This window comes from Nocardia sp. CA-145437 (assembly GCF_050956485.1).
Classification (GTDB): Bacteria; Actinomycetota; Actinomycetes; order Mycobacteriales; family Mycobacteriaceae; genus Nocardia.
This window is the reverse complement of the sequence record NZ_CP191204.1, coordinates 5,700,088-5,726,636: the sequence shown is the minus strand read 5'-3', so window position 1 is coordinate 5,726,636 and position 26,549 is coordinate 5,700,088. Positions and strand designations below refer to the sequence as shown.

The window sequence follows — 26,549 nt, the reverse complement described above, 5'->3', positions numbered from 1 at the left end:
ACTGGCTCCCCGTGATAACCCTGCGCAACGTCACCAAGTCGTATCAGACCTCGACGCGGCCGGCGCTGGACAATGTCTCCGTCGATATCGGAAAAGGCGAGTTCGTCTTCGTTATCGGGCCCTCGGGCTCCGGAAAGTCCACGTTCATGCGGCTGCTGTTGAAGGACGAGAAACCGACCACCGGTGAGGTGTGGGTCGCCGACTTCCGGGTCGACCGGCTGCCGGGGCGCAAGGTTCCCAAGCTGCGCCAGCGCATCGGGTGCGTCTTCCAGGACTTCCGGCTGCTGCAGCAGAAGACGGTGGAACAGAATGTCGCGTTCGCGCTGGAGGTGATCGGCAAATCGCGAGCATTCATCAATCGGTCGGTGCCCGAGGCGCTCGACATGGTGGGACTCGCGGGCAAGGCCGACCGGCTGCCCGGTGAACTGTCCGGCGGCGAGCAGCAGCGCGTCGCGCTCGCCCGCGCCTTCGTGAACCGGCCGCTGGTGCTGCTGGCGGACGAACCGACCGGCAACCTCGACCCGGAGACCAGTCAGGACATCATGATGCTGCTCGAACGCATCAACCGCACCGGAACCACGGTGGTCATGGCGACCCACGACAACACCATCGTCGACGCCATGCGCCGGCGCGTGGTCGAACTCGATCGCGGACGCATCGTGCGCGACGACGAGATGGGCGTCTACGGGGTGGGCCGATAATGCGCGCGGGATTCCTGTTCAGCGAGGTCTTCACCGGCCTGCGCCGCAACGTCACCATGACCATCGCCATGATCCTCACCACCGCGGTGTCGCTGACCATGCTCGGCGGCGGTCTGCTCGCGGTCCGGATGGCGGACAAGATCCAGGACTACTACGTCCAGCGCGTGGAGATCCGGCTGTACCTCGACGACCAGGTGTCGAAGACGGACCCGGACTGCACCGGACAGCCGTGCGCCTCGCTCATGGCGGACCTGAAGAAGCACGACTATGTGGCGAACGTGCAGTTCATCAATAGCGTGGACGCGGTGAAGGAGGTCAAGGAGACCACCTTCAAGGATCAGCCGGGACTCGCCGACGAGGTGAGCAAGGACGGACTGCCCGCCTCGTTCCGGGTGAAGCTCGACGACGTCACCAAGTACCGGTCCATCTACGACGACTTCTCCAAGCGGCCCGGCGTCATGACCGTGCTGAATGACATGGACATCGTGGACCGGCTGGTCAGCTTCTTCGTCGGATTGCGCAATGCCGCCTTCGGATTGGCGGCGCTCCAGGCTCTCGCCGCCTTGATGCTGATCGCCAATATGGTGCAGGTCGCGGCGCTGGCCCGGCGGACCGAGGTCGGCATCATGCGGCTGGTCGGCGCCACCCGCTGGTACACGCAGCTGCCGTTCCTGCTGGAAGCCGTGCTGGCGGCGTTGGTGGGATCGGTGCTGGCCGTGGGTGGTCTGTTCGTGGCGCAGCCGCTGGTGATCAACCGGGCCCTGGGGTCGCTGTTCAACGATCAGGTGCTGCCGCGGATCACCGGCGACGACATCGCGGCCGTGGCGATGGTCGTCACACCGATCGGTATCGGATTCGCCGCTCTCACCGCGTATGTCGCCTTGCGGTACTACGTGCGCGAGTGACGGGGTGCGAAGTTCTCGAGCGGGCACCGGTCGTCGGATGGTGTCCGTAGGATTGCCGTCGTGAGTGCGCCGGAGGTCGAGACCATTGACGGGAACCTGGGTGATGCCGGAAGTGATCCGGCACACCAGGTTTTGCGGAAGACGTTCGGGTACGACAATTTTCGCGGGCCGCAGCGGGAGATCGTCGAACAGGTGATCTCCGGCGGCGACGCCCTGGTGCTCATGCCCACCGGTGGCGGCAAGTCGCTGTGCTATCAGATCCCGGCGCTGGTGCGGCCGGGCGTCGGCGTGGTCATCTCGCCGCTCATCGCCCTCATGCAGGACCAGGTCGACGCGCTCACCGCGGTCGGCGTGCGGGCCGGGTTCCTGAACTCCACACAGTTCCCCGACGAACGGCGCACGGTCGAGGCGCAATTCGTGGCGGGGGAGCTGGACGTGCTCTACCTCGCACCCGAGCGGCTGCGGCTGGAGTCCACCGCCCAGCTGCTGGACCGGGGCAAGATCTCGGTCTTCGCCATCGACGAGGCGCACTGTGTGTCGCAGTGGGGCCACGACTTCCGCCCCGACTATCTGGGCCTGTCCATGCTGCACGAGCGCTGGCCGGACGTGCCGCGCATCGCGCTCACCGCCACCGCCACCGAGGCCACCCGCAAGGAGATCGCCGAACGGCTGGACCTGCTCGAGGGGCGCGGGGCCAAGCACTTCGTGGCCAGCTTCGACCGGCCCAATATCCAGTACCGGATCGAGGGCAAGAACCGGGCCGAGCATCAGCTGCTGTCGTTCATCCAGAACGAGCACGCCGGCGACGCGGGCATCGTCTACTGCCTGTCCCGCAATTCGGTGGAGAAGACCGCGGCGTTCCTGACCGCCAACGGCGTGGAAGCGGTGCCGTATCACGCCGGTCTGGACAACCGGACCCGCGCGACCAACCAGTCGCGGTTCCTGCGCGAGGACGGCCTGGTCGTGGTCGCGACCATCGCCTTCGGCATGGGTATCGACAAGCCGGACGTGCGGTTCGTCGCCCACCTGGACCTGCCCAAATCGGTGGAGGGCTACTACCAGGAGACCGGCCGCGCCGGACGTGACGGGCAGCCGTCCACCGCGTGGATGGTGTACGGCCTCAGCGACGTTGTGCAGCAACGCAAGATGATCGACTCCTCCGACGGCGACGCCATGCACCGCCGTCAGCTGCAGCTGCACCTGGAGGCCATGCTCGCGTTGTGCGAGACCGTCCAGTGCCGCCGGGTCCAGCTGCTCGCCTACTTCGGCCAGCGGGGGGAGCGCTGCGGCAACTGCGACACCTGCCTCAATGCGCCCGAGGCCTGGGACGGCACCGTGCCCGCGCAGAAGGTGCTCTCCACCGTGCTGCGGCTCAAGCGGGAACGCGGGCAGAGCTTCGGCGCGGGGCACATCGTGGACATCCTGATCGGCAAGCGCAATCCCAAGGTGGAGCAGCACGCCCATCACGAGCTGAAGGTCTTCGGCATCGGCACCGAGCTGCGCGATATCGAATGGCGCGGGGTGATCCGCCAGCTGCTGGCGCAGGGGCTGCTCGCCGTGCACGGGGACTACGGGGTCCTGACGCTCACCGAATCCAGCAACCAGGTGCTGTTCGAGAAGCGCGAGGTCATGCTCCGCCGCGAGCCCGAACGCGGCAAGGCCGCCCGAACCTCCAAGCCCGCCAAGGGTTCCCGCCTCGCCGCGGGCGACCTCAGCAAGTCCGACACCGACCTGTTCGAGAAGCTGCGCGCCTGGCGTGCCGCCACCGCCAAGGAACAGGGCGTGCCCGCCTATGTCGTCTTCCACGACGCGACGCTGCGCGATATCGCCACCCGCAAGCCCGCCTCGCAGTCCGACCTCGCGGGTATCTCCGGCATCGGCGAGAACAAGCGCGCGAAGTACGGCGAAGGCGTGCTCGAGGTGATCGCCGCGGCGAGCGGCTCCGTCGATGGAGGCGGCTCTCCGGCGGTCGGTGGCTCCGTGATCGCAGGCGGTGCGGCGGTCGCCGGTGGCTCTGTGACCGCCGGTGATTCCGCGGTCGGCCACGGCTCCTCGGATGCGGGCGGTTCAGTGGCCACCGCGAGCCCACGGCGCGAATCAGCGAGTCCCGCACCGACTTCCGGGTCCGCGTCCGCCGGCTCGGCGGTCTCGGCCCCGACTTCGGGGTCCAGGTTCGGGGCGACCGAGGGGCCTTCGGCGGCTGCCCCCGGAGCGCGGCGCGTCACGCGCTCCGCCACGCCGTCCACTGCGGGCCGCGGGTCGAGCTCCGCCGCGTCGGCACCTGGCTCCGCCGCATCGGCGTCTCGCTCCGCTGACCCCGGAGCTCGCTCCGCCAGACCCGCACCTGGATTCGCCGCGCAGGCGAGCGGCTTTGCCGCGGCCGACGACATTCCCTGGCCCGACGAGGCTCCACCGGAATTCGACGATCTGCCGCCGGACTACCAGTAGAGCTGCGAACTATCGATCGAACGGTGGCTGCCATGACAACCGACATGCCGCAGGTCGCGGCCGAAATCCTGGCCCGCCTGCGGGATGCCGGGTTCCCGGCCGAGGGGTCGCGGAACCGGCAGGTGCTCGCCCTGGCCGAGGAGACGGGCGAGTTCGTCGGGGCGTACCGCCGCTGGTCCGGACAGGCCCGCCGCACAGGCACATTCGAGGAGATGCGGGCCGAGCTCGCGGACGTGGTCATCTGTGCGTGGCTGACCGCCGCGGAGTTGGGTATCGATCTTGACGCCGCGATCACGGACAAGCTCGCGGTGATCTTCGATCGCGGCTGGCGCGACGAGGTCCCGGAAAGCTGATCGCGGCGTCCACTCAGGCGGGTCCTGGGGCCCTCCGCAAGCCCGTCAACAGGCGATTTGGTTGCTGGGCGGCGGCAGGATAAGCTTTCGGAGCTGCCGCGGTCCACGGATCGCAGCGAGCGACCTGGTCCCGTCGTCTAGCGGCCTAGGACGCCGCCCTCTCAAGGCGGTAGCGCGGGTTCAAATCCCGTCGGGACTACTGTGAAAGGCCCTTCAGTGAAAACTGAAGGGCCTTTTCGCATTTCACGGCCGCCGTTCTCGCGCCCGGAAAATCGTTGGCGCGCAGCGCGATGCGCTGGCTACCGTTGATCTCGGCCGCTACCAAGGGGCGCACCGGAATCTCCGGACCGCGTTCTCCGCATCGGGGTGGCTATTTCCTGGTGACGCAGATTCCATCTGCCGAGGTTCGACTCCTTGACGTGATGCGCCCTGACCGGTCGTGGGCGGTATCGCGGCTCTGCGAGCTCTCCGTCCCCGGACGGGGGAGGCTCCCGCCGCGTGCCGTGATCGGTCAGGGCGTGTCCGGTCGTGCCCGATGCCAAGCGAGGGAAGGAGATTGGGATGTTCACGAAGACGATGTTCACGAAGACGTATGCGACTGTCATGGATTGGCAGCGCACCCTGCTGTACCGCGACGGTGTCCTGGAGCGGACGCTGGAGCCGGGCCGCCACCGCTACGACGAGAAGCGCTGCAAGCTCGTCACCGTCGATATGCGCCCGCGGACACTCCAGGTCGGCGGCCAGGAGCTGCTGACCTCGGACGGCCTGTCGCTGCGCGTCAGCTTCGCCGCGGACTGGGCGGTCACCGATCCGGTGGCGTTCACGGTCGCGGCGCAGAACGCCGAGGTGGTCCTGTACGGCGCGGTCCAGGAGGTCGCGCGCGACCTGGTGGCCGCGCACACCCTCGACGAGCTGGTCGCCGAGCGCGCGCTGCTCGGTTCCGGGACGGCGACGGTCGCGGCCGCGGTCGAGCGGCTCGGCATCCGGGTCGACGCCGTACGCGCCAAGGATCTCATGCTCCCGGGTGAGCTCCGCAAGGCCGCCCTCGAGACGGTCCTGGCCCGTGAGCGCGGTCGCGCCGAGTTGGAGCGGGCCCGCGCCGAGGCGGCCGCACTGCGGTCGCTGGCCAACACGGCCAAGCTGCTCACCGACAACCCGGTGCTGCTGCGCCTGCGCACCCTGCAGGTCGCGGCGTCGCCGGGCGCGAAGGTCGTGCTCGACTCGCGCGAGAACGTCTGAGGTTCCCGGCCGGAACGGTGTGTTCTGTCCGGGATCCGCCTCAGGCCAGCGCGGAGGTGTGGTTCTGTTCCCAGACCTGGATGTGCGGCCCGAACTCGCTGAGGAAGGCCTGCACGTGCGGGGTCGAGCCGTGATCGTCGAGGGCTTGGCGGGAATCCCAGTGCTCGAAGCACAGGAACAGCGACGGGTCGTCGTTGTCGCGGTAGAACTCGTAGGTGTGGCAGCCGGGCTCGGCCAGGGTGGGTGCGGTGAGCGTCAGCATGGCCTTCGCGACCTGGTCGGCGGCGGCGGGATCGACCTTGATTCGGATGAAAGCCGTATGCACGGAGGTCCTTTCGAGGGGAGTCGCTGTGAACTGGCTCACGCCAGCACCGGTTTCATGATTAACACCGGGCCGCCCGGTCCGGACTGGGCGCGTCCCGGCCAGCGGAACCCGGCCGGACCATCCGTAAGCTGGTTGGGAATTCCGACCGGCGACGGGACGATAGAGGAGACATGAAGGAAAAGGGGCGCAAGGTCATCGCCAGCAACAAGAAGGCGAGGCACAACTACGCGATCCTCGAGACGTTCGAGGCCGGCGTGGCGCTGGTCGGCACCGAGGTGAAGAGCCTGCGCGAGGGCAAGGCCTCGCTGGTCGACGCCTACGCCTCCATCGACGACGGCGAGGTGTGGCTGCGCGGCCTGCACGTGCCCGAGTACGGTCACGGCACCTGGACCAACCACGCCCCGCGTCGCACCCGCAAGCTGCTGCTGCACCGTCGCGAGATCGACAAGCTGCTCGGCAAGACCAAGGAGTCCAGCCTCACCCTGGTCCCGCTGTCCATGTACTTCTCCGACGGCAAGGTCAAGGTCGAACTGGCTCTCGCCAAGGGTAAGCAGGACTACGACAAGCGCCAGGACCTGGCCCGACGCGACGCCGAACGCGAGGTCACCCGCGAACTCGGCCGCCGCATCAAGGGCATGCGCGGCTGATCGGTCCGCCCGCGCGTTAATGGAATGAACCAAGGTTTGTGCGGTGTTAGGATAGGTAGCCCGGTGAGAGCCGGGAAGTTCATCTGAATCGGTGAACACAGACGGGGCTGAACGGTTTCGACTGCGTACGTTGATTCAGGGGAAGCGTGTCGGTGCAGGCAGGAGACCACCGTATAAGCGTCGCTGTAACCCTATAAGCGCCGATTCTCATCAGCGCGACTACGCTCTCGCTGCCTAAGCAACGAAGCGTGTCTGTCAGCCCGGGTTCGCCCTCGACCCGGTCCCTGGCATCAGCTAGAGGGCTTTACTATCCGGCGCGGTCGCGGCGTCGGATGGGACATCCAACAGCGACTGGGATCGTCATCTCGGCTTGTTCGCGTGACCGGGAGATCCGAGCAGAGGCATAGCGAACTGCACACGGAGAAGCCCTGAAGATGCGGCGGAGGACCCGGGTTCGATTCCCGGCAGCTCCACCTCGAGGCTCCCGACCTGATCTCAGGTCGGGAGCCTTTTTCATGCATTCCTATCCGCGGCCGAACACCTGATAGGTGCCCAGCTCGTGGGTGACCTCCTGGCGCCAGGACACGATGCGCCATCCTTCCGGGCCGCGCCGCACCGTGGCGTGATACTAGCCGAACACCTCGTAGTGCAGATCCGGCCGACCCTCTCCGATGTGGTGAACCCGCATCTTGGCTGTCACCGTGCCCGTTTCGCCATCGATGGCGGCCGACTCGTTGCCCATGAGGTGTTGGGTCGGCCCGCACGCGTCGAGGTAGCCGCGAATCATCCCGACCAGATTGCCGCGGCCCGAAACGATCTCGCTGCCCGCGTAATCGGCCGAAACATCATGGCTGAATACGGTTTCCAGCACTTCCCACTTGCGCCGGTCCAGGGCGTCCGCATACCGGTGCAGTAGTCCGATGACCTCTGTCTCATCACTCATTCGCCGGACGCTAGCCCCACCCACCACATCCGCCCGGCTACGTCCTGATCATCGGGACGACGACGGCGTGCAGCGGGCGGGCGCATGTCAGTAGACGTGTCAGGTTGTTGTCAGGTCGCTGTCAGTCCGCGCGGCGAAAGTGTGTCCATCGAACACAACGACCGGGACCGAACCGGTTGGGATCACCAGAGATTCGAAGGAGACACGACATGTCCATCACCCTGACCGACCAGGACAAGAGCACCATCCGCACCGCCGCCTACGGCGCGGTCGCCCTGCTGTCCGCCGCCGGGGCGCCCCACAAGGGAAGCAGCCAGGGCTCCATCGCCCTCACCTCGGCGACCGGCGTGGTCGGACACGTGCTCTCCACCCGCGCCCGGGACATCCAGCTGGACGGCAAGAACGTCGCCGAGCTGGCCGATCAGGTGCTGCCCGCGCTGACCGCGGCCATCACCCTGCTCGGCGAGCAGGATCCGGCCGAGGCCGCCAACTTCCGCGACACCGTGCTGGTCGCGGTCGACGCCACCGCCGGGGCCAAGGGCGATCCCAGCCCGGCGGTGACCGCCATGGCCCGCAAGATCACCGCGGCCCTCGACGCTTCGTGACACCGACAGACACTTCCGATCTCGTGAGGTCGGAAGTGTCTCTCGGACATTGGATTTCCCCGGCCATGCGGGCCGGGGACGGTTGAAGATCAGGAGAACCATGACACGCGAATTGGTCTACACAGGCTTCATGTCGCTCGACGGCGTGGTCGACTCGCCCGGCGGCACGGCCGAGGGGCACCGCAGCGGCGGCTGGGTGATGGACACCGAATTCGTCCCCGAGGCCTACTCCCTCAAGGACGAGGAACTCGCCGACCACACGGCCCTGCTGTTCGGCCGCCGCAGCTACGAGGCCTTCGGCCCGTTCTGGCGTGAATCCGAGGACCACGCGGCATACCAGGACTTCCCCAAGTACGTCCTCTCCACCACCCTCTCGGACGCCGACCTGATCGACGGGTGGGGACCGACCATGATCCTCCGGTCGATCGAGGACATCGCCAAGCTGAAGGAAACCGACGGCGGCGCCATCTTCATCCACGGCAGCGCCGAACTGGCCCGAAACCTCGCCGACGCCAACCTGATCGACCGCTACAACCTGCTCGTCTTCCCAGTCCTCCTGGGCGCGGGCAAAACCCCGTTCAGCGCCGCCGACCGCGACAAGCAAACCCTGCGCCTACGCGAATCGGAGTCCTACTCCAACGGCGTCACCAAACTGATCTACGACGTCGTGCACTGATCGGGTTCCCCTCACGCTGGGGAACTCCGGGACGGGCCTCATAGTCGTGAGCAACTGGGCACAGGCCCGGCCAGTGGAAAGGCCCCCATCCCGACGCGGGGCGGGGGCCGTTTTCCTGTTTGGGCGGCAGGTGCGGTGCCGCTCGGGCTGGCGCCCGTCATCGCGGTTGATACCGCGCGCGCAGTTGATTTCGCTGAGCTTGCTGGGCGGGTGAAAGCGGCAGTGACGGCCTGAGTCAGGCAATTTCCTGCTGGCGCACGACCTCCCGCACCCGCCGGCGCGCTGTTAGCCCGAGCGTTCGATGGTGACGTTCACGTTCTTCATGATCGGCTGGTCGCTTTGGGTGCTGTAGTCGCCGATGGCGCAGAGGACGTTGAGTTCGGGCATGTAGCCGGCGGCGCAGCCTTGGGGGATGTCGTAGGGGATTGCCTTGTAGCGGTGGACTGTTCGGGTGGTGCCGTTGCGGGCGATGCTGGTGATGTCGACTTCGTCGAACAATTTCAGGTTGCGGTCGCGCATGTCGTCGGGGTTCATGAGGACCAAGGTGCGGAGGTTCTTGATGCCTCGGTAGCGGTCGTCGTGGGAGTAGATGGTGGTGTTCCACTGGTCGTGGGAGCGCATGGTGGCCAGGGTGAGGGTGCCGGGGGCGGGGGTGAGGTCGGGGAGGTCGGCGGTGGAGAATTCGGCGCGGCCGGAGGGGGTGAGGAAGACCAGTTCGCGGGCGGGTTGTTTGATGCGGAAGCCGAGGGGGAGACGGACTCGGCGGTTGAAGTCCTCGAAGCCGTCGATCACCTCGGCCATGGTGTCGCGGATGCGGTCGTAGTCGTCGACGTAGTGGTCCCAGGGGGTATTCGTCCGGGGGAGAGCGGCTTTCGCTACTCCGGCGATGATGGCCGGCTCGGAGAGCAGATGCGGGGAGGCGGGCTTCTTCATGCCCTTGGACAGGTGGACCATGGCCATGGCGTCCTCGACGGAGGTCTGCTGCAGGCCGGCGCGTTGTTCGTCGCGTTCGGTGCGGCCCAGGCAAGGAAGGATGACGGCGCGGGCGCCGTGGACCAGGTGGCTGCGGTTGAGTTTGGTGCTGACCTGGACGGTCAGGGCGCAGCGGCGGAGCGCCTCGGAGGTGTAGGCGGTGTCGGGGGCGGCCAGGGCGAAATTGCCTCCCATGCCGACGAATACGGTGACCTTGCCCGCGTGCATCGCCTCGATGGTGGCGACGGTGTCGAGGCCGTGCGCGCGGGGCGGATCGATGCCGCAGACCTCCGCCAGCCGATCCAGGAACTGCGGTTGCGGACGATGGTCGATGCCGCAGGTGCGGTTGCCCTGGACATTGCTGTGCCCGCGGACCGGCGACGGGCCCGCGCCCTCACGGCCCAGATTGCCGCGCAGCAGGAGCAGATTCACGATCTCGCGGATGGTGTCGACGCCGTGCTCGTGCTGCGTCACGCCCAGACACCAGCTGATGATCGAGCGGTCCGCCTCCCGGTATATCTTTGCGGCGCGGCGCAATTCGGCCTCGGTGAGCGCCGACTGCTCCTCGATCTCGGCCCACGAGGTGGCCTCCACCTTGGCGCGGTACGCCTCGAAACCGGTGGTGTGGAGCTCGATGAACCGGTGGTCGAGGGCCTTCGGATCGGTCTTCGACTGCTCCAGAACAGCTTTGGCGATACCGCGGATCACCGCGAAGTCGCCGCCGATGCGGGTCTGCAGGTTCAGGGTGCCGGTCGGGGTGGCGTGGAAGGTCGCCATCTGCAGGAACTCGTGCGGGATGATGGTGCGCCGCGAACCGGCCTCGATCAACGGGTTGATGTGCACGATCTGCGCGCCCCGGCGATCGGCCTCGGCCAGCGCGGTGAGCATGCGCGGCGCGTTGGAAGCCGCGTTGACACCCATGATGAACAGCGCGTCGGTGGTCTCCCAGTCCGCCAGATCGCAGGTGCCCTTGCCGGTGCCGAGGGAAGCCTGAAGGGCGCGGCCGCTGGCCTCGTGACACATGTTCGAGCAGTCCGGCAGATTGTTGGTGCCCAGTTCGCGGGCCATCAGCTGGTACAGGAAGGTGGCTTCGTTGCCGAGGCGGCCGGAGGTGTAGAACGCGGCCCGGTTGGGGTCGTCGAGCTCGCGTAGGGCCCGGCCGACCAGCTCGAACGCCTCGTCCCACGAGATCGGGACGTAGCGGTCGGTGTCCGGGTCGTAGCTCATGGGCTCGGTCAGCCGGCCCTGGTTCTCCAGATCGTGGTCACTCCAGCCGGACAACTCGGTCACCGTGTGGGCGGCGAAGAACTCCCTGTCGACCCGCTTGTGGGTCATCTCCCAGGTAACGTGCTTGATCCCGTTCTCGCAGATGTCGAGGTGGATGCCCTTGAGGGAATCGGGCCAGGCGCAACCGGGACAGTCGAACCCGCCGTTCTCGTGATTCATCTTCAGGATCGCGCGCGTGCCGATGATCGGCTCGCGTTCCTGGGCGATCATGAACTCGGTGACGGACTTGGCCGCACCCCACCCGGCAGCGGGATGGTCGTACGGGTGGAAACTCGGCCCACCGTCGGACTCGGTCCGTTTGGTGAAATCGATGGCCATCACGGATCCCTTCGACAACGTGTCTGCGGTCGGTGTGGTGCGATGCCCGGTGTTTGCCAGCGTAGATGCTGATGGGCTATCGCCACCAGCACACCGATGGCCACGCCCAGCACCGTGTCGATGCCACGGTCGAACAACAGCCGCTCAGGACTGGTCGGAACAGACAAGCTGGTCATCAGCATGATCAACGGCGTGAAGAATCCGAGCGCCAGCGCGTAGTTGCGGGCCATGTACCACTCGGTCGGGAACAGCAGTGCCAGCACCAAGGCGCCGGTCAGGACCGGGCGCGGTCCGGGGATCAGCAGGATCGCCGTCAGGCCCAGCCCCAGGAAGGTCCCCGCCACCCGGTGCAGTCCCCGCGAGAAGTGCGCTCCGGCATCGAGCGCGGCCAGCGGGACCGCCGCGGAGACCATGGCCCAATTCGCGTGACCCACACCCAATCCGACGCCGGCGAGGCCCGCGCCGGCCACCGCGACGGCGTAGCGCGTCGCGTGCCGTGCGCCGACGTGCAGGCCCGGTGGCGCGGGTGCGGCAGCCGCGTCGGTGCTCTCGAGGTCAAGGGCCGCGAGCGCCATGCACAGTGCGGCGGTCACTGTGAACACCGCCAGCGCCGGAAGCGGTTTCGCCGCGTCGGCCGGTGTCAACGCGATCGCCCCGAGCGCGAAGATCGCATAGAACGGGCCCGCGGGCCGGATCCCGCGGTGGTCGGCCAGCAAGGAGGCCGCCGCCGCGAATCCGCTCTCGACCACGACCAGCACGAGGGGTGCGACCCCGGTCGCCGCCAGCCACACGCCCACGCCGACCCCGCCGCCGATGAGCAGCGCCGCCGACCGCTGATGCCGCCCGCGCTCGCGGCGCGAACCGTCGCGCCCGTACATGCCGACGAAGGAGCCGAACACGGCGAAGAGCAACAGGTCGGTCCGGCCCAGCGCCAGCAGCACCGACCCGGGGATCGCCAGGCCCGCCGCCACGCGCAGCGCGTGCCGGGTGTGACCGGCGGCGGGCCCGACGGTGAACAGGCCCGTGGCCGCCTCGCGAGCCGTCTGCACCGCACGCACGTTCACACCCGCCTCTGCCTCGATACCCGCGGCGATCGAGTCCGACGGATGGTGAGATCAAGTGTTCGGTGTAGCGGCCTCCGGTGTCCAAGACGTGGCTCCTACCGCCTGATAGGCGCGGCCGATCAGACCCGGTCCACCACTGTGCTCGGCCCAGGCCTATCGCCGCGCTCGACCCAGGGCTACCCCTGCGCGCCGAGGGAGCCGGCCTCGACGCGGACCGACCGCGCGGTCTCGGTGAAAGCCCGGACGATCAACGGCACCGGCTCGGTCGCCAAGGTGACCAGCGCGATCGTCGCGGTCACCGGATCGCTGGGGCGCAGGACCCGCGCACCGGCGGGCGGTCGTGTGGTGCGCAGCCAGGACGCGGGCACGATCGTCGCCCAGCGGCCCGTGGCCACCTGCCCGAACAGGGTCGCCACCGAGTCGGTCTCGAGCTGCGGCCCGGCCGTCAGGCCGCGACCGGCCAGCGCGTCGTCGATCAGTGTGCGCCCGCGCATCCCCGGCCGCAGCAGACACAGCGGCATTTCCACCACCTCGGCCCAGTCGACCGATCCGGCCGCACCGGTCACCAGTCCCTCCGCGGCCAGCACGACATGTTCCTCGGAGTACAACGGCGTCACCGTGAGATCCGAGGCGTCCTGCTCGTCCGGATACACCAGACCGGCGTCGAGTTCGAACCGGCGCAGCCGGTCGATGATGCCGGCCGACTCCAACCCGGTGTCGACGCGCACCTTCACCAGCGGATTCTCCGCGCAGAACGGATCGGTGAGCAGGGCGACCGTGGCCGCGGCCGCGGGAATCACCCCCAGCCGCAGCTCACCCGTCAGACCGGTCTGTAGCGCCACGACCTCCTGCTGGAGGGCGTCGCGATCGGCCAGGATCCGGCGGGCCCACAGCACCAGCCGCTCCCCTTCGGGAGTGAGGCCCTCGAAGGTGCGGCCCCGCTTGACCAGCGGCACCTTCAGCTCGTGCTCGAGCTTGCGGATCGCCTCCGACAACGCCGGTTGTGACACGTAGCAGGCGGCGGCAGCTCGCGCGAAGTGACGCTCCCGGGCGAGGGCGACGAAGTACTCGAGCTGCCGGAACAACATGACCACATTCGATCACGGCCGCGGTGGGGTCCTAGGGATTCGGGTCGCCGTAGGCGGCGGCGATGTCCTCGGAGGTGGCCCAGCGGGAGTAGGCCGGGGACTGGGGCCAACCGGCCGGGGAGTCCTGCCACTCTTCCTGGCGGCCGTAGGGGAGCAGATCGATGAGCGGGAAGGTGTGGGCGATCTGTTCCACGCCGCGGCCGTTGGTGTGCCAGGTCCGGTAGACGGTATCGCCGTCGCGCAGAAAGACGTTCACGCCGAAGCCGCCGCCGGGAGGGGCGTCGACGTCGGTGCCGAACGCGCTGTTCGCCGTGGAGTACCAAGGCATTTGGTTGCCGACCCGGCGCTTGTAGGCGAGTGCCTCGTCGATCGGGCCCTGGGTGATGATGACGAAGCGGGCATCGTAGGCGTCGAGGAAGTTGAATCGGGTGAATTGGGCGGTGAATCCGGTGCAGCCGGGGCACTGCCATTCCTTGCCCTCGAACCACATGTGGTTGTAGACGATCAGCTGGGACCTGCCGTCGAAGATCTCGGCGAGGGTGATCGGGCCGTTCTCGCCTTCGAGGGTGTAGGCCGGGAGTTCGACCATGGGGAGGTGGCGGCGCTGAGCGGCGATGGCGTCCAGCTCACGGGTGGCGGCCTTCTCGCGGATACGCAGGGCTTCGAGTTCTTTGCGCCAGGTGGCGGCGTCGACGATCGGTGGCAAGGGCTGGGTGCTCACGGAGGTCCTCCTGACCGGCTCACGGTTCGCGTGCTGACAGTGAGGACGGGATCAGTGCGCGCAATTCATCGGTGGCGGCCGAAGTCAGTTGGAGCGGTCGGCGTAATCACGGGGGAGTTTGCCCGGGGGACGGTCGATGACGGTGTCGTCGTCGGGGGTGCGGGCTTCCAGGAAGGTGATGTGGCCGGTGGCGGCGACCAGGGTCTGGGGGTAGGCGGGGCCGCGATTACGGGCGGCGGTGATCTCCCGGATGTTGTCCTCGTAGCGGCCCAGGGTGAATTCGGGGTAGTCGAGCATCCACTGCGGATAGCAGATGGTGGTGTGGACGCGGCGTTCGGCGAGCCAGGCGATGACCACGGTGACCGTGCCGGTCGGTTCGACCCAGGCGAGTTTGAACAGGCCGTCGCCGAGCTGGACGATCTTCGCCGGTTGCGCGGTGGACCAGCGGCCGAACATGGGACCCATCAGGCAGCGGAACGCGACGGTCTGGGGATTACGGACGTACAGCTCGTATTTCCAGCCGTTCTCGTACGTGTAGATCAGGTGCTGCCCGACGATGCCCGTCAGGTCACCGGCCCAGGCCGGTACGGTGGCGGCTTCCTCGGCGCTCATCGTGAACTCCTCTCGGCCGACCTGCGTCGAGCCCCGGGGTGATCCCCGCCAGCCTATCCGCTGATCACACCGTTTCGAGGAAACCGAGAGGTGTTCCCGGTCGCGCGCCCAGTCCGTCGGCCGCGGGCACCCGGACCGGCGGCAGCACACGCCGACCCCCGCGGGGGAGACGCGGCGCGCACAGCTCGACGAGGAGGTCGTCGGCTCGGTCCCCGCGCTCGCCGTGCTGGACGTCCGGCAGCGGCGTGAGCTGTGCGCGCTTCTGGAACTTGTAGCGTCTCACCAGGATTCGGCTGTTCCGAGCGTCAGCCGGGCGGTGCCGCCGGAATCGACGGCACCGCGGCCGCATTCAGCTCGCCGGTGCCGCCGGAGGTGTACTGAGCAAGCCCTCCGCCGCTCCGACCGCGGCGCCGACCCCGGCGCCGAGCGCCGCGAACGGTGCGGCGACCATGGCGTAGCCGACCGCCGCGCCGAACACCGGAACGACCACCAGACCGATCGGTGCGAACGGCAAGCCGGCGATCAGACCCGCTACCACCCCGATGATCGCGCCGGTCGCGGCGATCGGGCTCACGGCGGTGGCGCCGACGCTCGCGCCGATGAGGGCGTCGGTGATCACGGTCTTCGCCGTGTACGTGGCCCGGGCATGGTCGACCCCGGCCGCTTCCAGGGCTTGCGCCACCACCGATTCCGCGCTCGCCGAGGTGTCGTTGATCTGCTGTGTCTGCTCGGGCGTGAGGAAGAAGGGCTGGTCGAGCTTCATGGTGCCGATCCGGATCGACGAATCCGGGATGGGGGTGGCGGGCTGGACGGCCGGGGCCGGCTCCTCGGCGAGAGCGGGTGCGGCACTCAGCAGGGACAGGGACAGGGGAAGTGCTCCGGCGACGGCGTAGGCCGCCGCGCGCCGAAATGCCGGACGAGCCGGACTTTTGGCCTGATGAAGGCCCATGGGAAACCTCATTCCGATGCATCGATGTCTGTCGCATCAGGATTCGAAGCCGGAGCCGGTTCGGATATGTCTCGGTCCCAATTTGCTGGAGATATGCCGGTGCGCTTCGGGGTGGACCCGGCAAATCGGGAATGGGCATGGCAGAATCGAATTCGAATTTGCCTGGTCAGAACGTCATCGATTACTGCATAGGAGATTCGGATATGAAATTCGCTCGTCGGTTGGCCGCTGCCGGAACGGCGCTCGCCGCCTGTGGACTGGCGGCCACCGGGACGGCCGCGGCCGACACCGTCACCATTCCCTTCCAGATCGACGCCGCGCCATACGGAAACCCGAACGGCAGTTTCGACGCCTTCCCCGCCCGCTGCGCGGCGGTGCTCGGCGGACAGCCCGGGGCCGTGGTGGTCACCGGCGCCAAGTCCGGTGGCTGGGGCTGCTTCGTGTCCACGCCGGTCAACTGGATCAACCTGTCGACGGGGGCGACCGGGGTGGCGATGCTGTCCGACGGCCTGAACGGAATCCCCTCGGCCGCAACGATCGACACCGGCCCCGGCCGGGTGGCCCTGATGCTCGCGCCCGGCGGCACCTACACCCCCGGATTCGCGACATTCACCGTGCAATAGCGCGACCGCACCGAACCGGCTAGTACGGTCCTGAATTCGTTGGTCTGAATCACCTGCGTGACGAGCGAATGAGGATCTGTTGAGGTGTCCGGGGTGGTTGGCCGGCGGCGTCGCGCCTAGTGGAGATCGTCCGACAGGGCGGCGGCGACCTCCGCCAGCAGCGGCGCGGCGCGCTCGACGAGTTCTTCGGTCATTCGGCCGACCGGGCCGGACACCGAAATGGCGAGTCGGGCGGGGGCTTTCGGGACGGCGACCGCCACGCACCGCACTCCCAGTTCCTGCTCGCCTTCGTCCATGGCGTAGCCGGTTCGGGCGGCCTGGTCGAGCTGGCGGGCGAACTCCTCCGGGTCGGTGATGGTGGTGTCGGTGTAGCGGGGCATTCCGGTGCGCCGCAACAGCTCCCGGGTCAGATCCGGCGGGGATCCGGCGAGGATCGCCTTGCCGACCGCCGTGCAGTGGGGGAGGACGCGCCGTCCCACCTCGGTGAACATGCGCATGGAGTGGCGTGACTGTACCTGCGCCACATAGACGATCTGGTCGCCGTCGAGCATGGCCATGTTCGCGGATTCGCCGAGTTCGTCGACCAGTCGCGCCAGGTGCGGGCGTGCGAGGACGGACAGCATCTGGGAGGAGCTCTCGCCGAGTTTGATCAGCTTGGGGCCGAGCACGTACTTGCGGGACGGCTCCTGGTGCAGATAGCCCAGGTCGACCAGGGTGCGGACCAGGCGGTGGATGGTGGGCAACGGTAGCCCGGACTCGGTGGCCAGCTGGGACAGGCCCATCATGCCGCCCTCGTCGGCCATGAGTTCCAGCAGCCCGAACGCGCGCTCGATGGATTGCACACCCCCGGAACTGCCCTTCGGCTCCTTCGCTGCGGGCACCCCGGTCCTCCTTAGTTTTTCCGAATGCCGGAATAGTAGCCTGGGGCGCATGCGGCTACGCGCGGAGTTCACGACCGAACCGTTCCACGGCGAAGGGGAGGCCCCGCCGCATGCCCTGGCGGCGCTCGAGCTCGCCGAATCGGCCGGTCTGGAATGCGATTTCGGTCCGCTCGGCACCTCGGTGGCCGGGTCGGACGAGCGGCTGCTGCCGGTGCTGGGCGAGATCATGGTGACCGCCTTCGCGCACGGCGCCACCCGGGTGACCATGCAGGTCGAGCAGGATGACTGAACATTCGCCCGTGGACGCGTCGCATCCGGTCCTGGTGACCCTCGCGCCCCTGCTGGAAAAGACCGGTGGCCGCCTGGTGCCCGCCGGTGAGGCCGCCGCCGACGACGTCCCGCTGGTCTGGGAGGGTGAGACGCTGGCCTGCGTGCGTTTCGGTCAGCCGGAGGCCGACACCCTGGGTGGCCTGGAACGGCTGCTCGACGAGGTGGCCGGCGAATTGGGCGGCCCGCTCGCCGACCTGCCGCGTGCCGAGAAGCAGCGTGCCGTGCGATTGCTGGAGGAGCGCGGCGCGTTCACCTTCCGTAAGTCCGCGGAGACCGTGGCGGCGGCGCTGGGCGTCACCCGCTTCACCGTCTACAACTACCTCAACCGCGAGCGCGCCTGATCGGTCCCGCGGCTCGGGCATGGCGCTGACCGGGGAACTCTGTATATCTTCAACGAACTGTTGACGACCAGTGTGGCCCATGCCACTCTTCTCGGCTAGCGGAATGACCCTTCCGCGATCCGAGAGAGGCTGCGTTCCCATGGAAACAGAAGCGCCGGAACGACATCCGGTCGACGTCATCCCACCGCCCTGGCAGCTGGTCGCGGGCGGCCTGCAGCACATCGCCGCCATGGTCGCCGGAGTCGTGGCGCCCCCGCTGATCGTCGGCGCGGCCGTCGGGCTGGGCACGAGCGACACGGTCCTGCTCATCACCGCGAGCCTGTTCACCGCGGGCCTGGCCACCCTGCTGCAGTCGCTGGGCTGGTGGAAGTTCGGTGCGCGACTGCCGCTGATCAATGGCGGCTCCTTCGCCGCGGTCGGCCCGATCCTGGCCATCGCCAAGGATGCCGCGCCGGGGGAGGCGCTGCCGGTGATCTTCGGCGCGACCCTGGTGGCGGGCATGCTGGCGGTGTTCGCCGCACCGTATTTCTCACGGCTGCACCGGTTCTTCCCGCCGATCGTGGGCGGCACCGTCATCTCGCTGATCGGGTTGTCGCTACTGCCGGTCGCGCTCGGTTGGATCAGCGGCGCGGGGGAGGGTGCGAGGGGGGAGGCGCACGTGCCGTTGAAGAACCTCCTCGACGCCGCGATCGCCCTGGTCGTCGTGCTGCTGTGTCATCGCTTCCTGAAGGGATTCGGGCGGCAGCTCGCCCTGTTGATCGGCCTGGTCGCCGGGTCCTTGGCGGGATGGCCACTGGGACTGCTGGATACCGGCCCGGTGCGCACCAGCGCACTGGTCGGCTTCATTCCACCGCTGCACTTCGGTGTGCCCCAGTTCCAGATCGGCGCGATCATCTCGCTGTGCATCGTGATGCTGGTGGTGATGACGGAAAGTACGGCCACGATGCTCGCGCTCGGCGAGATCGTGGACCGGCCCGCCGAGGAACACCACATCGCGGGCGGTCTGCGAGCCGCTGGTCTCGGCACCATGCTGGCCTCCGTCATGGGCGGATTCGCTTGTGGCGCCTTCGCGCAGAACGTCGGCCTGGTCGCGCTGACCAGGATGTACAGCCGTTTCGTGGTGGCCGCCGGTGGTGCCTTGCTGGTGCTGCTCGGGTTGTTCCCGGTGGCGAGCGCGGTGGTCGAGCTGGTGCCCAAACCGGCTCTGGGCGGGACGGGTCTGGTGTTGTTCGGGACCGTCGCCGCCAGTGGCATCCGCACCCTCGCCAAGGCCGATCTCGGCGACCCGGTCAATTCGCTGATCGTGGGCGTCTCGTTGTTCGTCGGCATGACTCCAACGGTGGCTCCGTCGTTCTATGCCGGTCTGCCGGGCCCGGTGTCGATCATCATGGCGTCCGGAATCAGTGCGGGCTGTCTGACGGCGCTGGTTCTGCACCAACTGTTCCGCTCGCGCACGACCCCCGCCCTGGCCCCCTCGGTCTGAGCCGAACCAGCGCTCTGACCTGCGGCCCGTGTATATATTCAACAAACTGTTGACGAGTTGTTGTGGCCCGTGACACTCTTCTCGGGTGGCGGAATCACCCTTCCGTCATCCGAGAGAGGTAGCGCCGATGGTGACGTTGAGCGAATTCAATTCGACAGCCGGTGAACGACTCCGGCCGGATCTGCTGACCTGCTGCGACGTGCCCGAATGGGCCGACGCCGTGCTGGCGGACCGGCCCTACGCCGATATCGACGGCGTGCTCGCCCGAGCCGACGAACTGGCCGCCGGACTGTCCGGCGCCGACGTGGACCGCGCCCTGGCCGCGCACCCCCGGATCGGCGAACGGGTCACCGGCACCGGCACCGGATCGGCGTGGTCGCGCCAGGAACAGGCCGGGGTCGGGCAGGACGTGGCCATCGCCGCCCAGCTGCTGGACGGAAACCGCGCCTACGAGAAGCGATTCGGCCGGGTCTTCCTGATCTGCGCCACCGGCCTGTCGGCCGAGCAGATCCTCACGAACCTGCACGAGCGCCTCGCCAACGACGATGCCGCCGAGGCGGCCGTGGTGGCCGGAGAATTGCGCAAGATCGCCGTCCTGCGCCTGCGAAAGGTCTTCGAACAATGAGCACCATTACGACGCACATCCTGGATTCCGCGCTCGGCAAGCCCGCCGCGGGCGTCCCGGTCCGGCTGGAACACCTCGGCCCCGAGACCCGGGTGCTGGCCGAGGGCAAGACCGATGACGACGGCCGCATCCGCGACCTCGGCCCCGAGGGGCTGGAGGCGGGGCACTACCGGCTCACCTTCGACATCGAGTCCTATTCCGCCGCAACGCGACAGACCTACTTCTATCCCACGGTGTCGATCACGTTCACCGTGGCGGGCGAGCCGGGCGAGCACTACCACGTGCCCCTGCTGATGAGCCCCTTCGCCTATTCCACCTACCGAGGAAGCTGAACGCACATGGCAATCAAGCTGGGACAGAACCAGTACGGCAAGGCCGAGAACCGGGTCGTGCGGGTCTACCGCGACACCCCGCGCCACCAGATCCGCGACCTGAACGTCTCCTCGGCGCTGCGCGGCGACTTCGCCGACGCCCATATCACCGGCGACCAGGGCGACGTGCTGCCGACCGACACCCAGAAGAACACCGCCTTCTCCTTCGCCAAGGAGAAGGGCGTGCACTCCATCGAGGAATTCGGTCTCACCCTCGCCGACCACTTCATCTCCCGCGCCCCCACCGCCACCGGCGCGCGCGTCGAGATCGAGGAATACGCCTGGGACCGCATCGAGGTCGACGGCTCCGGCCACGACCACTCCTTCGTGAAGTCCGGCCGGGGCATCCGCACCACCGTGGTGAACGTCGACGGCGTCGGCCCGGATCGGGTGGCGCACGTGGTATCCGGCGTCCGCGACCTCACCCTGCTCAAGACCACGGGCTCGGAGTTCCACGGCTTCTTCAAGGACAAGTACACCACCCTGCAGCCGACCAACGACCGCATCATGGCGACCTCGCTGGTGGCCAAATGGCGCTACAACCACACAGACGTCGACTGGGACAAGACCTACGACGCCATCCTCAAGACCATCCTGCGGCAGTTCGCCGTGGTGCACTCCCTGGCGCTGCAGCAGACTCTGTACTCCATGGGCCGCGCCGTGCTCGAGCAGTTCACCGAGGTCGCCGAGATCCGTTTCTCCGCACCGAACAAGCACCACTTCCTGGTGGACCTGAGCCCGTTCAACGTCGAGAACCCGGGCGAGGTCTTCATCGCCGCGGATCGCCCCTACGGCCTCATCGAGGCCACCGTCGAGCGCGACGATGCTCGTGAGTCGGGCAACGCCTGGCTCGCCACCCCCGGCTTTTGCTGACCAGGCAAAGCCTGATCCCCCTCTTCCTGATCTAGGAGGTGCGGCGATGGGTGATGACCAGAGCCGCGTGTCAGTGACCGTCACCCGACCCGAGGATGCGCGACATTCGGTGGGCCAGTTGGCGATCTACGGAACTCAGCACATCCTGACGATGTACGGCGGAGTGATCGCGCCGCCGCTGATCGTCGGCGGTGCGGCCGGGCTCTCGGTGTCGGACATGGCGCTGCTGGTGACAGCGGGCCTGTTCGTCTCCGGCCTGGCGACTCTGCTCCAGACCCTGGGCATCGGGCCGATCGGCTCCAGATTGCCCATCGTGCAGGGTATTTCGTTCGCGAGCGTCTCGACGATGGTGACCATCGCGAGCGACGGCGGACTCCGGCCGGTATTCGGGGCGATCATCGTCGCCGGATTGATCGGCCTGGCGTTGTCCAGCTTCTTCGCCAAGCTGGTGCGGCTGTTCCCGGCGGTGGTGACCGGGACGATCATCACGGTGATCGGACTCTCGTTGCTGCCCACCGCGTTCCGATGGGCGATGGGCAACAATCCGAAGTCCGCCGACTACGGATCGGTGGGCAATATCGGTTTCGCCGGGCTCACGCTGCTCATCATCCTGGTGATCAGCAGGGTGTTCCAGGGCGCGATCTCACGGCTGTCGATCCTGCTGGGCCTGGCGGTCGGCACGGTCATCGCCCTGCTCACCCACCATGCCGACTTCGGTGCGGTGAGCAAGGCGAAAATTGTTGCGCTGCCGCCGATCCTGCACTTCGGCGGCCCGACCTTCGAGGTCGGGGCGATCGTGTCCATGACCATCGTGGTGCTGGTGATCATGACCGAGACCACCGCCGACATCCTCGCCATCGGCGAGATCGTCGGCACCGAGGTGGATTCGGCGCGGGTGGCGGCCGGGCTGCGAGCCGACATGCTGTCCACCACGGTCGCGCCGGTGTTCGGCAGCTTCCCGTGCAGCGCCTTCGCGCAGAACGTGGGGCTGGTGGCGCTGACCGGCATCAAGAGCCGATTCGTGGTCGCCGCGGGCGGTTTGGTGCTGGTGCTGCTGGGCCTGTTCCCGGTGGTGGGCGCGGTGGTGGCCGGGATTCCGTATCCGGTGCTGGGCGGTGCGGGCATCGTGCTGTTCGGATCGGTGGCGGCGAGTGGCATCCGCACGCTGGTGCGGGTGGATTTCACCGACAACCTGAACATGGTCATCGTCGCGGTGGCGCTCGGGGTCGGCCTGATTCCCATTGCGGCGCCGACGTTCTGGGACAAGTTCCCGACCTGGCTCGGGGTGATCATGCACTCCGGGATCAGTGCCACCGCCGTGGTGGCGATCGTGTTGAACCTGGTGTTCAACGAAATCACGCGCGGAAACAAGGCAGGCGCTTCGGTATTCGCCGCGGTCGAGGATCGGAAGGACGATCTGGGCGAGCGCCTGGACGACGATATCCGCGACTGAGTCGCGCGAGATCCGCACCGGATTCCGCAACTTCGTATATTTCCCGCTCTACCGGCCGGTAGCTCCCGGAACTCTCTTGACGGGCCTGTTCCGGGAGCTCTAGCATTTTCATATCCCGAAAAAACATTTCCGCATTATGGAAAACAGCGGAGAACCTGCGGGAACGACTGGAGGGATTCCTGATGACCCACACGCTGAACTACGCCGTGAACTGCTCGCTGCTGTTCACCGAACTGCCCATCCTGGAGCGCCCGGAAGCCGTGCGCCAGGCCGGATTCGACGCCATCGAGTTCTGGTGGCCGTTCGCCGAGGCGGTCCCGTCGGACAAGGACGTGGACGCCTTCGTGGCCGCTGTCCAGAACGCGGGCGTGCGGCTGATCGGCCTGAACTTCTTCGCCGGTGACATGCCCGGCGGCGACCGCGGCCTGGTCTCCTGGCCGGCTCGCGCCGCCGAGTTCGAGGACAACATCGATGTCACCGTGGGCATCGGAGAACGCCTGGGCACCAAGGCCTTCAATGCCCTCTACGGCAACCGTGTCGACGACGCCACCGCCGAGCAGCAGGACGCGGTGGCCGTCGAGAACCTCTCCGCCGCGGCGCTGGCCGCTGCCCGGATCGGGGCCACCGTGCTGGTCGAACCCGCCTCCGGCGCACCCCGTTACCCGCTGCTGACCGCCGCCGACGGCCTGGCCGTCATCGACGAGGTGCAGGCGCATTCCGGGGTATCGAACATCGGCCTGCTCGCCGACCTCTACCACCTCGCCGTGAACGGTGACGACGTGGACAAGGTGATCGCCGAGCACACCGACCGCATCGCCCACGTGCAGATCGCCGACAACCCCGGCCGCAACGAGCCGGGCACCGGCGAACTCCAGCTCGAGCTCCAGCTCACCGACCTCGCGTCGCGCGGCTACCGCGGCTGGGTCGGCCTCGAGTACAAGCCTTCCGGCCGTTCCGAGGACGCGTTCGAGTGGCTGCCGCGCGAGCGCCGCGCCGCCAAGTAGCCGAAAACTTTTGACATTCAACGACTTAGGGAACAGATCATGACCAACATCGCTTTCATCGGCCTCGGCATCATGGGCAGCCCGATGGCCGTCCACCTGCAGAACGCGGGCCACTCGGTCAAGGGCTTCGACCGCAACCCTGCCCAGGCGCAGCCGCTGGTCGACGCGGGCGGCCGGGCCGTCACCTCCATCGCCGACGCCGTGCGCGGCGCGGACGTCATCGCCGTGATGGTGCCGGACTCCCCGCACGTGCAGGAGGTACTGGCCGGGGAGAAGGGCGTTTTCGAGACCGCCGAGCCCGGCGCGCTGATCATCGACTTCTCGTCCATCCGCCCGGACGTCACCCAGGAGCTGGCCAAGCAGGCCGCCGAGCGCGGCTTCCGGCTGCTCGACGCCCCCGTCTCCGGCGGTGAGCCGGGCGCGGTCAACGCCACCCTGTCCATCATGGTCGGCGGTTCGGCCGAGGACTTCGCTTCCGCCCAGCCGCTGTTCGACAAGGTCGGCAAGACCGTCGTGCACGTGGGCACCAATGGCGCGGGCCAGACCGTGAAGGCCGCCAACCAGCTCATCGTGGCCACCAATATCCAGGCCGTGGCCGAGGCCGTGGTCTTCCTCGAGGCCTACGGCGTCGAGCTGGGCCCGGCGCTCGACGTGCTCGGCGGCGGCCTGGCCGGTTCGGCCGTGCTGAACCAGAAGCGCGACAAGATGATCAACCGCGAGTTCGCGCCCGGCTTCCGCATCGACCTGCACCACAAGGACATGGGCATCTTCACCACCGCGGCCCGCGAGGCCGGTCTGGTGACCCCGGCCGGCTCGCTGATCGCGCAGCTGGTCGCCTCGGCCCGCGCCAATGGCGACGGCCACCTGGACCACTCTGCCCTGCTGCGCGGCGTCGAGCGCCTGAGCGGCACGCTGGACAAGGAGAACTGAGCATGGCGCGCATGCGCACCGTCGACGCGGCGGTCCTGATCCTGGAGAAGGAAGGGGCCACACAGGCTTTCGGCCTGCCCGGCGCCGCGATCAACCCCTTCTACAGCGCCATGAAGGCGCACGGCGGCATCAAGCACGTGCTGGCCCGCCATGTCGAGGCCGCCTCGCACATGGCCGAGGGCTACACCCGGGCCCGGCCCGGCAATATCGGTGTCTGCATCGGCACGTCGGGGCCCGCGGGCACCGACATGGTGACCGGCCTGTACGCCGCCTCCGCGGATTCCATTCCGATCCTGTGCATCACGGGCCAGGCGCCCGTGGCCAAGCTGCACAAGGAGGACTTCCAGGCCGTCGACATCGCCTCCATCGCCAAGCCGCTGGCCAAGTGGGCGCACACGGTGCTCGAGCCCGCGCAGGTGCCGGGTGCGTTCCAGAAGGCGTTCTGGCTCATGCGCGAAGGCCGTCCGGGCCCGGTGCTGCTGGACCTGCCGATCGACGTGCAGCTGGCCGAGATCGAGTTCGACATCGAGACCTACGAGCCGCTGCCGGTCGTGCGGCCCGCCGCCACCCCGGCGCAGGCCGCCAAGGTGCTGGCGATGCTCAACGCCGCGCAGCGTCCGCTGATCATCGCGGGCGGCGGCATCATCAACGCCGACGCCTCCGAGCTGCTGGTGAAGTTCGCGGAGCTGACCGGTGTTCCGGTCGTCCCGACCCTGATGGGCTGGGGCGCCATCGCCGACGACCACGAGCTGAACGCCGGCATGGTGGGTCTGCAGACCTCCCACATCTACGGCAACGAGTCGCTGCTGGCCGCCGATTTCGTGCTGGGCATCGGCAACCGGTGGGCCAACCGCCACACCGGGGCGCTCGACGTCTACACCAAGGACCGCACCTTCGTGCACGTCGACATCGAGCCGACCCAGATCGGCCGGGTCTTCGCACCCGACTACGGCGTCGTCTCCGATGCCGGCGCCGCCCTGGAGCAGTTCATCGCGGTGGCCGAATCCCTCGACAAGGTGGGCGGTCTGACCGACCACCGCGCGTGGGTCGAGCAGGTGCGCGCCAAGCGCGCGACCGGTCAGCGCAAGACGCACTTCGAGAACGTGCCGCTGAAGCCGGCGCGCGTGTACGAAGAGATGAACAAGGCGTTCGGCCGGGAAACCCGCTACGTGACCACGATCGGTCTGTCGCAGATCCAGGCGTCGCAGATGCTGCACGTGTACAAGCCGCGGCACTGGATCAACGCCGGGCAGGCCGGGCCGCTGGGCTGGACCCTGCCCGCCGCGCTGGGTGTGGCCACCGCGGTGCAGGACGAGCCGGTCGTGGCGCTCTCGGGTGACTACGACTTCCAGTTCCTGATCGAGGAATTGGCCGTCGGCGCCCAGTTCAACATCCCGTACATCCATGTGCTGGTGAACAACTCGTACCTGGGCCTGATCCGTCAAGCGCAGCGGGCGTTCGACATGGACTACTACGTCCAGCTGGACTTCGAGAACATCAACTCACCCGAGGTCAACGGCTACGGCGTGGACCACGTCAAGGTCGCGGAAGGCCTGGGCTGCAAGGCGATTCGCGTCTTCGAGCCGCAGGACATCGGTCCCGCGTTCGAGAAGGCCAAATCGCTGATGGCCGAGTACAAGGTGCCCGTCGTGGTCGAGTGCATTCTCGAGCGGGTCACCAATGTGTCCATGGGCGCGGCCGGGATCGACGCGATCACCGAGTTCGAGGAACTGGCCTCCGCCTTCGCGGACGCCCCGACCGCCACCGTTCCGCTGGACTAGA

Annotated in this window: 28 protein-coding genes, 1 tRNA gene, 1 other RNA gene and 1 pseudogene; 21 read left to right on the top strand and 10 right to left on the bottom strand. The window is 67.9% G+C overall.

What is annotated here, in order from left to right:
- Positions 1 to 11: 11 nt before the first annotated feature.
- From ftsE to ACQPYY_RS26650, 6 genes and pseudogenes are all read left to right on the top strand, one after another.
- Positions 12 to 701, top strand: coding sequence for a cell division ATP-binding protein FtsE (ftsE, locus tag ACQPYY_RS26675; protein ID WP_379094462.1), 690 nt, complete (start codon positions 12 to 14; stop codon positions 699 to 701).
- Complete coding sequence (gene ftsX, locus ACQPYY_RS26670) at positions 701 to 1,606, top strand: permease-like cell division protein FtsX (protein WP_379094464.1); 906 nt, start codon at positions 701 to 703, stop codon at positions 1,604 to 1,606. Before ftsE ends, ftsX begins: the two co-directional genes overlap by 1 nt.
- Positions 1,607 to 1,690: 84 nt before the next feature.
- Positions 1,691 to 3,535, top strand: a pseudogene (recQ, locus tag ACQPYY_RS26665) (DNA helicase RecQ); the annotation flags it as partial.
- A gap of 551 nt (positions 3,536 to 4,086) precedes the next feature.
- Positions 4,087 to 4,407, top strand: coding sequence for a hypothetical protein (locus ACQPYY_RS26660; protein WP_433591434.1), 321 nt, complete (start codon positions 4,087 to 4,089; stop codon positions 4,405 to 4,407).
- A gap of 126 nt (positions 4,408 to 4,533) precedes the next feature.
- Positions 4,534 to 4,606, top strand: a tRNA-Glu gene (locus ACQPYY_RS26655).
- A gap of 362 nt (positions 4,607 to 4,968) precedes the next feature.
- A complete protein-coding gene (locus ACQPYY_RS26650) occupies positions 4,969 to 5,646 on the top strand; it encodes a slipin family protein (protein ID WP_433591433.1) in 678 nt (225 codons plus the stop codon).
- Between the two features lie 40 nt (positions 5,647 to 5,686).
- Here the strand turns inward: ACQPYY_RS26650 and ACQPYY_RS26645 are convergent, their stop codons facing one another.
- Positions 5,687 to 5,971, bottom strand: a complete 285-nt coding sequence (locus ACQPYY_RS26645) for a putative quinol monooxygenase (RefSeq protein ID WP_433591432.1) — start codon at positions 5,969 to 5,971, stop codon at positions 5,687 to 5,689.
- A gap of 170 nt (positions 5,972 to 6,141) precedes the next feature.
- On the opposite strand from ACQPYY_RS26645, the gene smpB reads away from it, so the two are divergent.
- Both smpB and ssrA read left to right on the top strand, forming a co-directional pair.
- Complete coding sequence (smpB, locus tag ACQPYY_RS26640; protein ID WP_040860814.1) at positions 6,142 to 6,618, top strand: SsrA-binding protein SmpB; 477 nt, start codon at positions 6,142 to 6,144, stop codon at positions 6,616 to 6,618.
- Between the two features lie 103 nt (positions 6,619 to 6,721).
- Positions 6,722 to 7,094, top strand: a transfer-messenger RNA (tmRNA) gene (gene ssrA, locus ACQPYY_RS26635).
- Between the two features lie 152 nt (positions 7,095 to 7,246).
- Here the strand turns inward: ssrA and ACQPYY_RS26630 are convergent.
- On the bottom strand, positions 7,247 to 7,561 hold the full coding sequence (locus ACQPYY_RS26630; RefSeq protein ID WP_433591431.1) for a nuclear transport factor 2 family protein: 315 nt from the start codon (positions 7,559 to 7,561) through the stop codon (positions 7,247 to 7,249).
- A 209-nt stretch (positions 7,562 to 7,770) separates the two neighbouring features.
- Here ACQPYY_RS26630 and ACQPYY_RS26625 point away from each other — a divergent pair, with 209 nt between their 5' ends.
- Positions 7,771 to 8,166, top strand: a complete 396-nt coding sequence (locus ACQPYY_RS26625) for a hypothetical protein (protein ID WP_433591430.1) — start codon at positions 7,771 to 7,773, stop codon at positions 8,164 to 8,166.
- A gap of 100 nt (positions 8,167 to 8,266) precedes the next feature.
- A complete protein-coding gene (locus tag ACQPYY_RS26620) occupies positions 8,267 to 8,842 on the top strand; it encodes a dihydrofolate reductase family protein (protein ID WP_433591429.1) in 576 nt (191 codons plus the stop codon).
- A 285-nt stretch (positions 8,843 to 9,127) separates the two neighbouring features.
- On the opposite strand, the gene ACQPYY_RS26615 is transcribed toward ACQPYY_RS26620, so the two are convergent.
- The 7 genes from ACQPYY_RS26615 to ACQPYY_RS26585 all read right to left on the bottom strand — a co-directional run bounded on the left by ACQPYY_RS26615 (position 9,128) and on the right by ACQPYY_RS26585 (position 15,853).
- Complete coding sequence (locus tag ACQPYY_RS26615; RefSeq protein ID WP_433591428.1) at positions 9,128 to 11,419, bottom strand: FdhF/YdeP family oxidoreductase; 2,292 nt, start codon at positions 11,417 to 11,419, stop codon at positions 9,128 to 9,130.
- Positions 11,419 to 12,477, bottom strand: coding sequence for an FUSC family protein (locus ACQPYY_RS26610; RefSeq protein ID WP_433591427.1), 1,059 nt, complete (start codon positions 12,475 to 12,477; stop codon positions 11,419 to 11,421). The genes ACQPYY_RS26615 and ACQPYY_RS26610 overlap by 1 nt, the downstream gene beginning before the upstream one ends.
- 182 nt (positions 12,478 to 12,659) lie before the next feature.
- The gene (locus tag ACQPYY_RS26605; protein ID WP_433591426.1) at positions 12,660 to 13,571 is read right to left on the bottom strand and encodes a LysR family transcriptional regulator; all 912 of its coding nucleotides are present in this window, start codon (positions 13,569 to 13,571) and stop codon (positions 12,660 to 12,662) included.
- Between the two features lie 31 nt (positions 13,572 to 13,602).
- Positions 13,603 to 14,292 carry a DUF899 domain-containing protein gene (locus ACQPYY_RS26600; protein ID WP_379094499.1) on the bottom strand — a complete coding sequence of 230 codons (690 nt, stop codon included), beginning with the start codon at positions 14,290 to 14,292 and terminating at the stop codon, positions 13,603 to 13,605.
- Between the two features lie 84 nt (positions 14,293 to 14,376).
- Positions 14,377 to 14,904, bottom strand: a complete 528-nt coding sequence (locus ACQPYY_RS26595; RefSeq protein WP_433591425.1) for a phenolic acid decarboxylase — start codon at positions 14,902 to 14,904, stop codon at positions 14,377 to 14,379.
- A gap of 64 nt (positions 14,905 to 14,968) precedes the next feature.
- The gene (locus ACQPYY_RS26590; RefSeq protein ID WP_433591424.1) at positions 14,969 to 15,187 is read right to left on the bottom strand and encodes a hypothetical protein; all 219 of its coding nucleotides are present in this window, start codon (positions 15,185 to 15,187) and stop codon (positions 14,969 to 14,971) included.
- 66 nt (positions 15,188 to 15,253) lie between these two features.
- Positions 15,254 to 15,853: a hypothetical protein gene (locus ACQPYY_RS26585; protein ID WP_433591423.1), complete on the bottom strand. Its 600-nt coding sequence runs from the start codon at positions 15,851 to 15,853 to the stop codon at positions 15,254 to 15,256.
- A 203-nt stretch (positions 15,854 to 16,056) separates the two neighbouring features.
- Here ACQPYY_RS26585 and ACQPYY_RS26580 point away from each other — a divergent pair, with 203 nt between their 5' ends.
- Complete coding sequence (locus ACQPYY_RS26580) at positions 16,057 to 16,476, top strand: hypothetical protein (protein ID WP_379094507.1); 420 nt, start codon at positions 16,057 to 16,059, stop codon at positions 16,474 to 16,476.
- 116 nt (positions 16,477 to 16,592) lie between these two features.
- On the opposite strand, the gene ACQPYY_RS26575 is transcribed toward ACQPYY_RS26580, so the two are convergent.
- Positions 16,593 to 17,357: an IclR family transcriptional regulator gene (locus ACQPYY_RS26575; RefSeq protein WP_379094509.1), complete on the bottom strand. Its 765-nt coding sequence runs from the start codon at positions 17,355 to 17,357 to the stop codon at positions 16,593 to 16,595.
- Positions 17,358 to 17,406: 49 nt separating this feature from the next.
- Between ACQPYY_RS26575 and ACQPYY_RS26570 the strand changes: the two genes are divergently transcribed.
- From ACQPYY_RS26570 to gcl, 10 genes are all read left to right on the top strand, one after another.
- The gene (locus tag ACQPYY_RS26570; protein ID WP_213559929.1) at positions 17,407 to 17,646 is read left to right on the top strand and encodes a thiamine-binding protein; all 240 of its coding nucleotides are present in this window, start codon (positions 17,407 to 17,409) and stop codon (positions 17,644 to 17,646) included.
- Positions 17,639 to 18,028 (top strand): helix-turn-helix domain-containing protein, encoded by a 390-nt coding sequence (locus ACQPYY_RS26565; RefSeq protein ID WP_433591422.1) that lies wholly within the window; start codon positions 17,639 to 17,641, stop codon positions 18,026 to 18,028. The genes ACQPYY_RS26570 and ACQPYY_RS26565 overlap by 8 nt, the downstream gene beginning before the upstream one ends.
- Before the next feature lie 139 nt (positions 18,029 to 18,167).
- Positions 18,168 to 19,511, top strand: a complete 1,344-nt coding sequence (locus ACQPYY_RS26560) for a nucleobase:cation symporter-2 family protein (protein WP_433591421.1) — start codon at positions 18,168 to 18,170, stop codon at positions 19,509 to 19,511.
- Positions 19,512 to 19,638: 127 nt separating this feature from the next.
- Positions 19,639 to 20,136 (top strand): 2-oxo-4-hydroxy-4-carboxy-5-ureidoimidazoline decarboxylase, encoded by a 498-nt coding sequence (gene uraD / locus ACQPYY_RS26555; RefSeq protein ID WP_379094515.1) that lies wholly within the window; start codon positions 19,639 to 19,641, stop codon positions 20,134 to 20,136.
- Positions 20,133 to 20,468: a hydroxyisourate hydrolase gene (gene uraH, locus ACQPYY_RS26550; protein ID WP_357278953.1), complete on the top strand. Its 336-nt coding sequence runs from the start codon at positions 20,133 to 20,135 to the stop codon at positions 20,466 to 20,468. The genes uraD and uraH overlap by 4 nt, the downstream gene beginning before the upstream one ends.
- 6 nt (positions 20,469 to 20,474) lie before the next feature.
- Entirely contained in the window at positions 20,475 to 21,380 is a 906-nt protein-coding gene (gene pucL, locus ACQPYY_RS26545; protein ID WP_379094518.1) for a factor-independent urate hydroxylase, read from the top strand.
- Positions 21,381 to 21,426: 46 nt separating this feature from the next.
- Positions 21,427 to 22,833: a nucleobase:cation symporter-2 family protein gene (locus tag ACQPYY_RS26540; protein ID WP_433591420.1), complete on the top strand. Its 1,407-nt coding sequence runs from the start codon at positions 21,427 to 21,429 to the stop codon at positions 22,831 to 22,833.
- 182 nt (positions 22,834 to 23,015) lie between these two features.
- Positions 23,016 to 23,837 carry a hydroxypyruvate isomerase family protein gene (locus tag ACQPYY_RS26535; RefSeq protein ID WP_433591419.1) on the top strand — a complete coding sequence of 274 codons (822 nt, stop codon included), beginning with the start codon at positions 23,016 to 23,018 and terminating at the stop codon, positions 23,835 to 23,837.
- A 39-nt stretch (positions 23,838 to 23,876) separates the two neighbouring features.
- Positions 23,877 to 24,767 carry a 2-hydroxy-3-oxopropionate reductase gene (locus ACQPYY_RS26530; protein ID WP_433591418.1) on the top strand — a complete coding sequence of 297 codons (891 nt, stop codon included), beginning with the start codon at positions 23,877 to 23,879 and terminating at the stop codon, positions 24,765 to 24,767.
- 2 nt (positions 24,768 to 24,769) lie between these two features.
- The gene (gcl, locus tag ACQPYY_RS26525) at positions 24,770 to 26,548 is read left to right on the top strand and encodes a glyoxylate carboligase (RefSeq protein WP_433591417.1); all 1,779 of its coding nucleotides are present in this window, start codon (positions 24,770 to 24,772) and stop codon (positions 26,546 to 26,548) included.
- The last annotated feature ends 1 nt before the right edge of the window (position 26,549 follow it).

Coding starts and splice junctions, on each gene's coding strand:
- uraD (WP_379094515.1), top strand. CDS start 19,639: ATGGTGACGTTGAGCGAATTCAATTCGACAGCCGGTGAACGACTCCGG.
- ACQPYY_RS26535 (WP_433591419.1), top strand. CDS start 23,016: ATGACCCACACGCTGAACTACGCCGTGAACTGCTCGCTGCTGTTCACC.
- smpB (WP_040860814.1), top strand. CDS start 6,142: ATGAAGGAAAAGGGGCGCAAGGTCATCGCCAGCAACAAGAAGGCGAGG.
- ACQPYY_RS26650 (WP_433591433.1), top strand. CDS start 4,969: ATGTTCACGAAGACGATGTTCACGAAGACGTATGCGACTGTCATGGAT.
- ACQPYY_RS26565 (WP_433591422.1), top strand. CDS start 17,639: ATGACTGAACATTCGCCCGTGGACGCGTCGCATCCGGTCCTGGTGACC.
- ACQPYY_RS26560 (WP_433591421.1), top strand. CDS start 18,168: ATGGAAACAGAAGCGCCGGAACGACATCCGGTCGACGTCATCCCACCG.
- ACQPYY_RS26630 (WP_433591431.1), bottom strand. CDS start 7,561: ATGAGTGATGAGACAGAGGTCATCGGACTACTGCACCGGTATGCGGAC.
- ACQPYY_RS26620 (WP_433591429.1), top strand. CDS start 8,267: ATGACACGCGAATTGGTCTACACAGGCTTCATGTCGCTCGACGGCGTG.
- ACQPYY_RS26605 (WP_433591426.1), bottom strand. CDS start 13,571: ATGTTGTTCCGGCAGCTCGAGTACTTCGTCGCCCTCGCCCGGGAGCGT.
- ftsX (WP_379094464.1), top strand. CDS start 701: ATGCGCGCGGGATTCCTGTTCAGCGAGGTCTTCACCGGCCTGCGCCGC.
- ACQPYY_RS26540 (WP_433591420.1), top strand. CDS start 21,427: ATGGGTGATGACCAGAGCCGCGTGTCAGTGACCGTCACCCGACCCGAG.
- ACQPYY_RS26595 (WP_433591425.1), bottom strand. CDS start 14,904: ATGAGCGCCGAGGAAGCCGCCACCGTACCGGCCTGGGCCGGTGACCTG.
- gcl (WP_433591417.1), top strand. CDS start 24,770: ATGGCGCGCATGCGCACCGTCGACGCGGCGGTCCTGATCCTGGAGAAG.
- ACQPYY_RS26585 (WP_433591423.1), bottom strand. CDS start 15,853: ATGGGCCTTCATCAGGCCAAAAGTCCGGCTCGTCCGGCATTTCGGCGC.
- ACQPYY_RS26615 (WP_433591428.1), bottom strand. CDS start 11,419: ATGGCCATCGATTTCACCAAACGGACCGAGTCCGACGGTGGGCCGAGT.
- uraH (WP_357278953.1), top strand. CDS start 20,133: ATGAGCACCATTACGACGCACATCCTGGATTCCGCGCTCGGCAAGCCC.
- ACQPYY_RS26660 (WP_433591434.1), top strand. CDS start 4,087: ATGACAACCGACATGCCGCAGGTCGCGGCCGAAATCCTGGCCCGCCTG.
- ACQPYY_RS26530 (WP_433591418.1), top strand. CDS start 23,877: ATGACCAACATCGCTTTCATCGGCCTCGGCATCATGGGCAGCCCGATG.
- pucL (WP_379094518.1), top strand. CDS start 20,475: ATGGCAATCAAGCTGGGACAGAACCAGTACGGCAAGGCCGAGAACCGG.
- ACQPYY_RS26580 (WP_379094507.1), top strand. CDS start 16,057: ATGAAATTCGCTCGTCGGTTGGCCGCTGCCGGAACGGCGCTCGCCGCC.
- ACQPYY_RS26570 (WP_213559929.1), top strand. CDS start 17,407: ATGCGGCTACGCGCGGAGTTCACGACCGAACCGTTCCACGGCGAAGGG.
- ACQPYY_RS26625 (WP_433591430.1), top strand. CDS start 7,771: ATGTCCATCACCCTGACCGACCAGGACAAGAGCACCATCCGCACCGCC.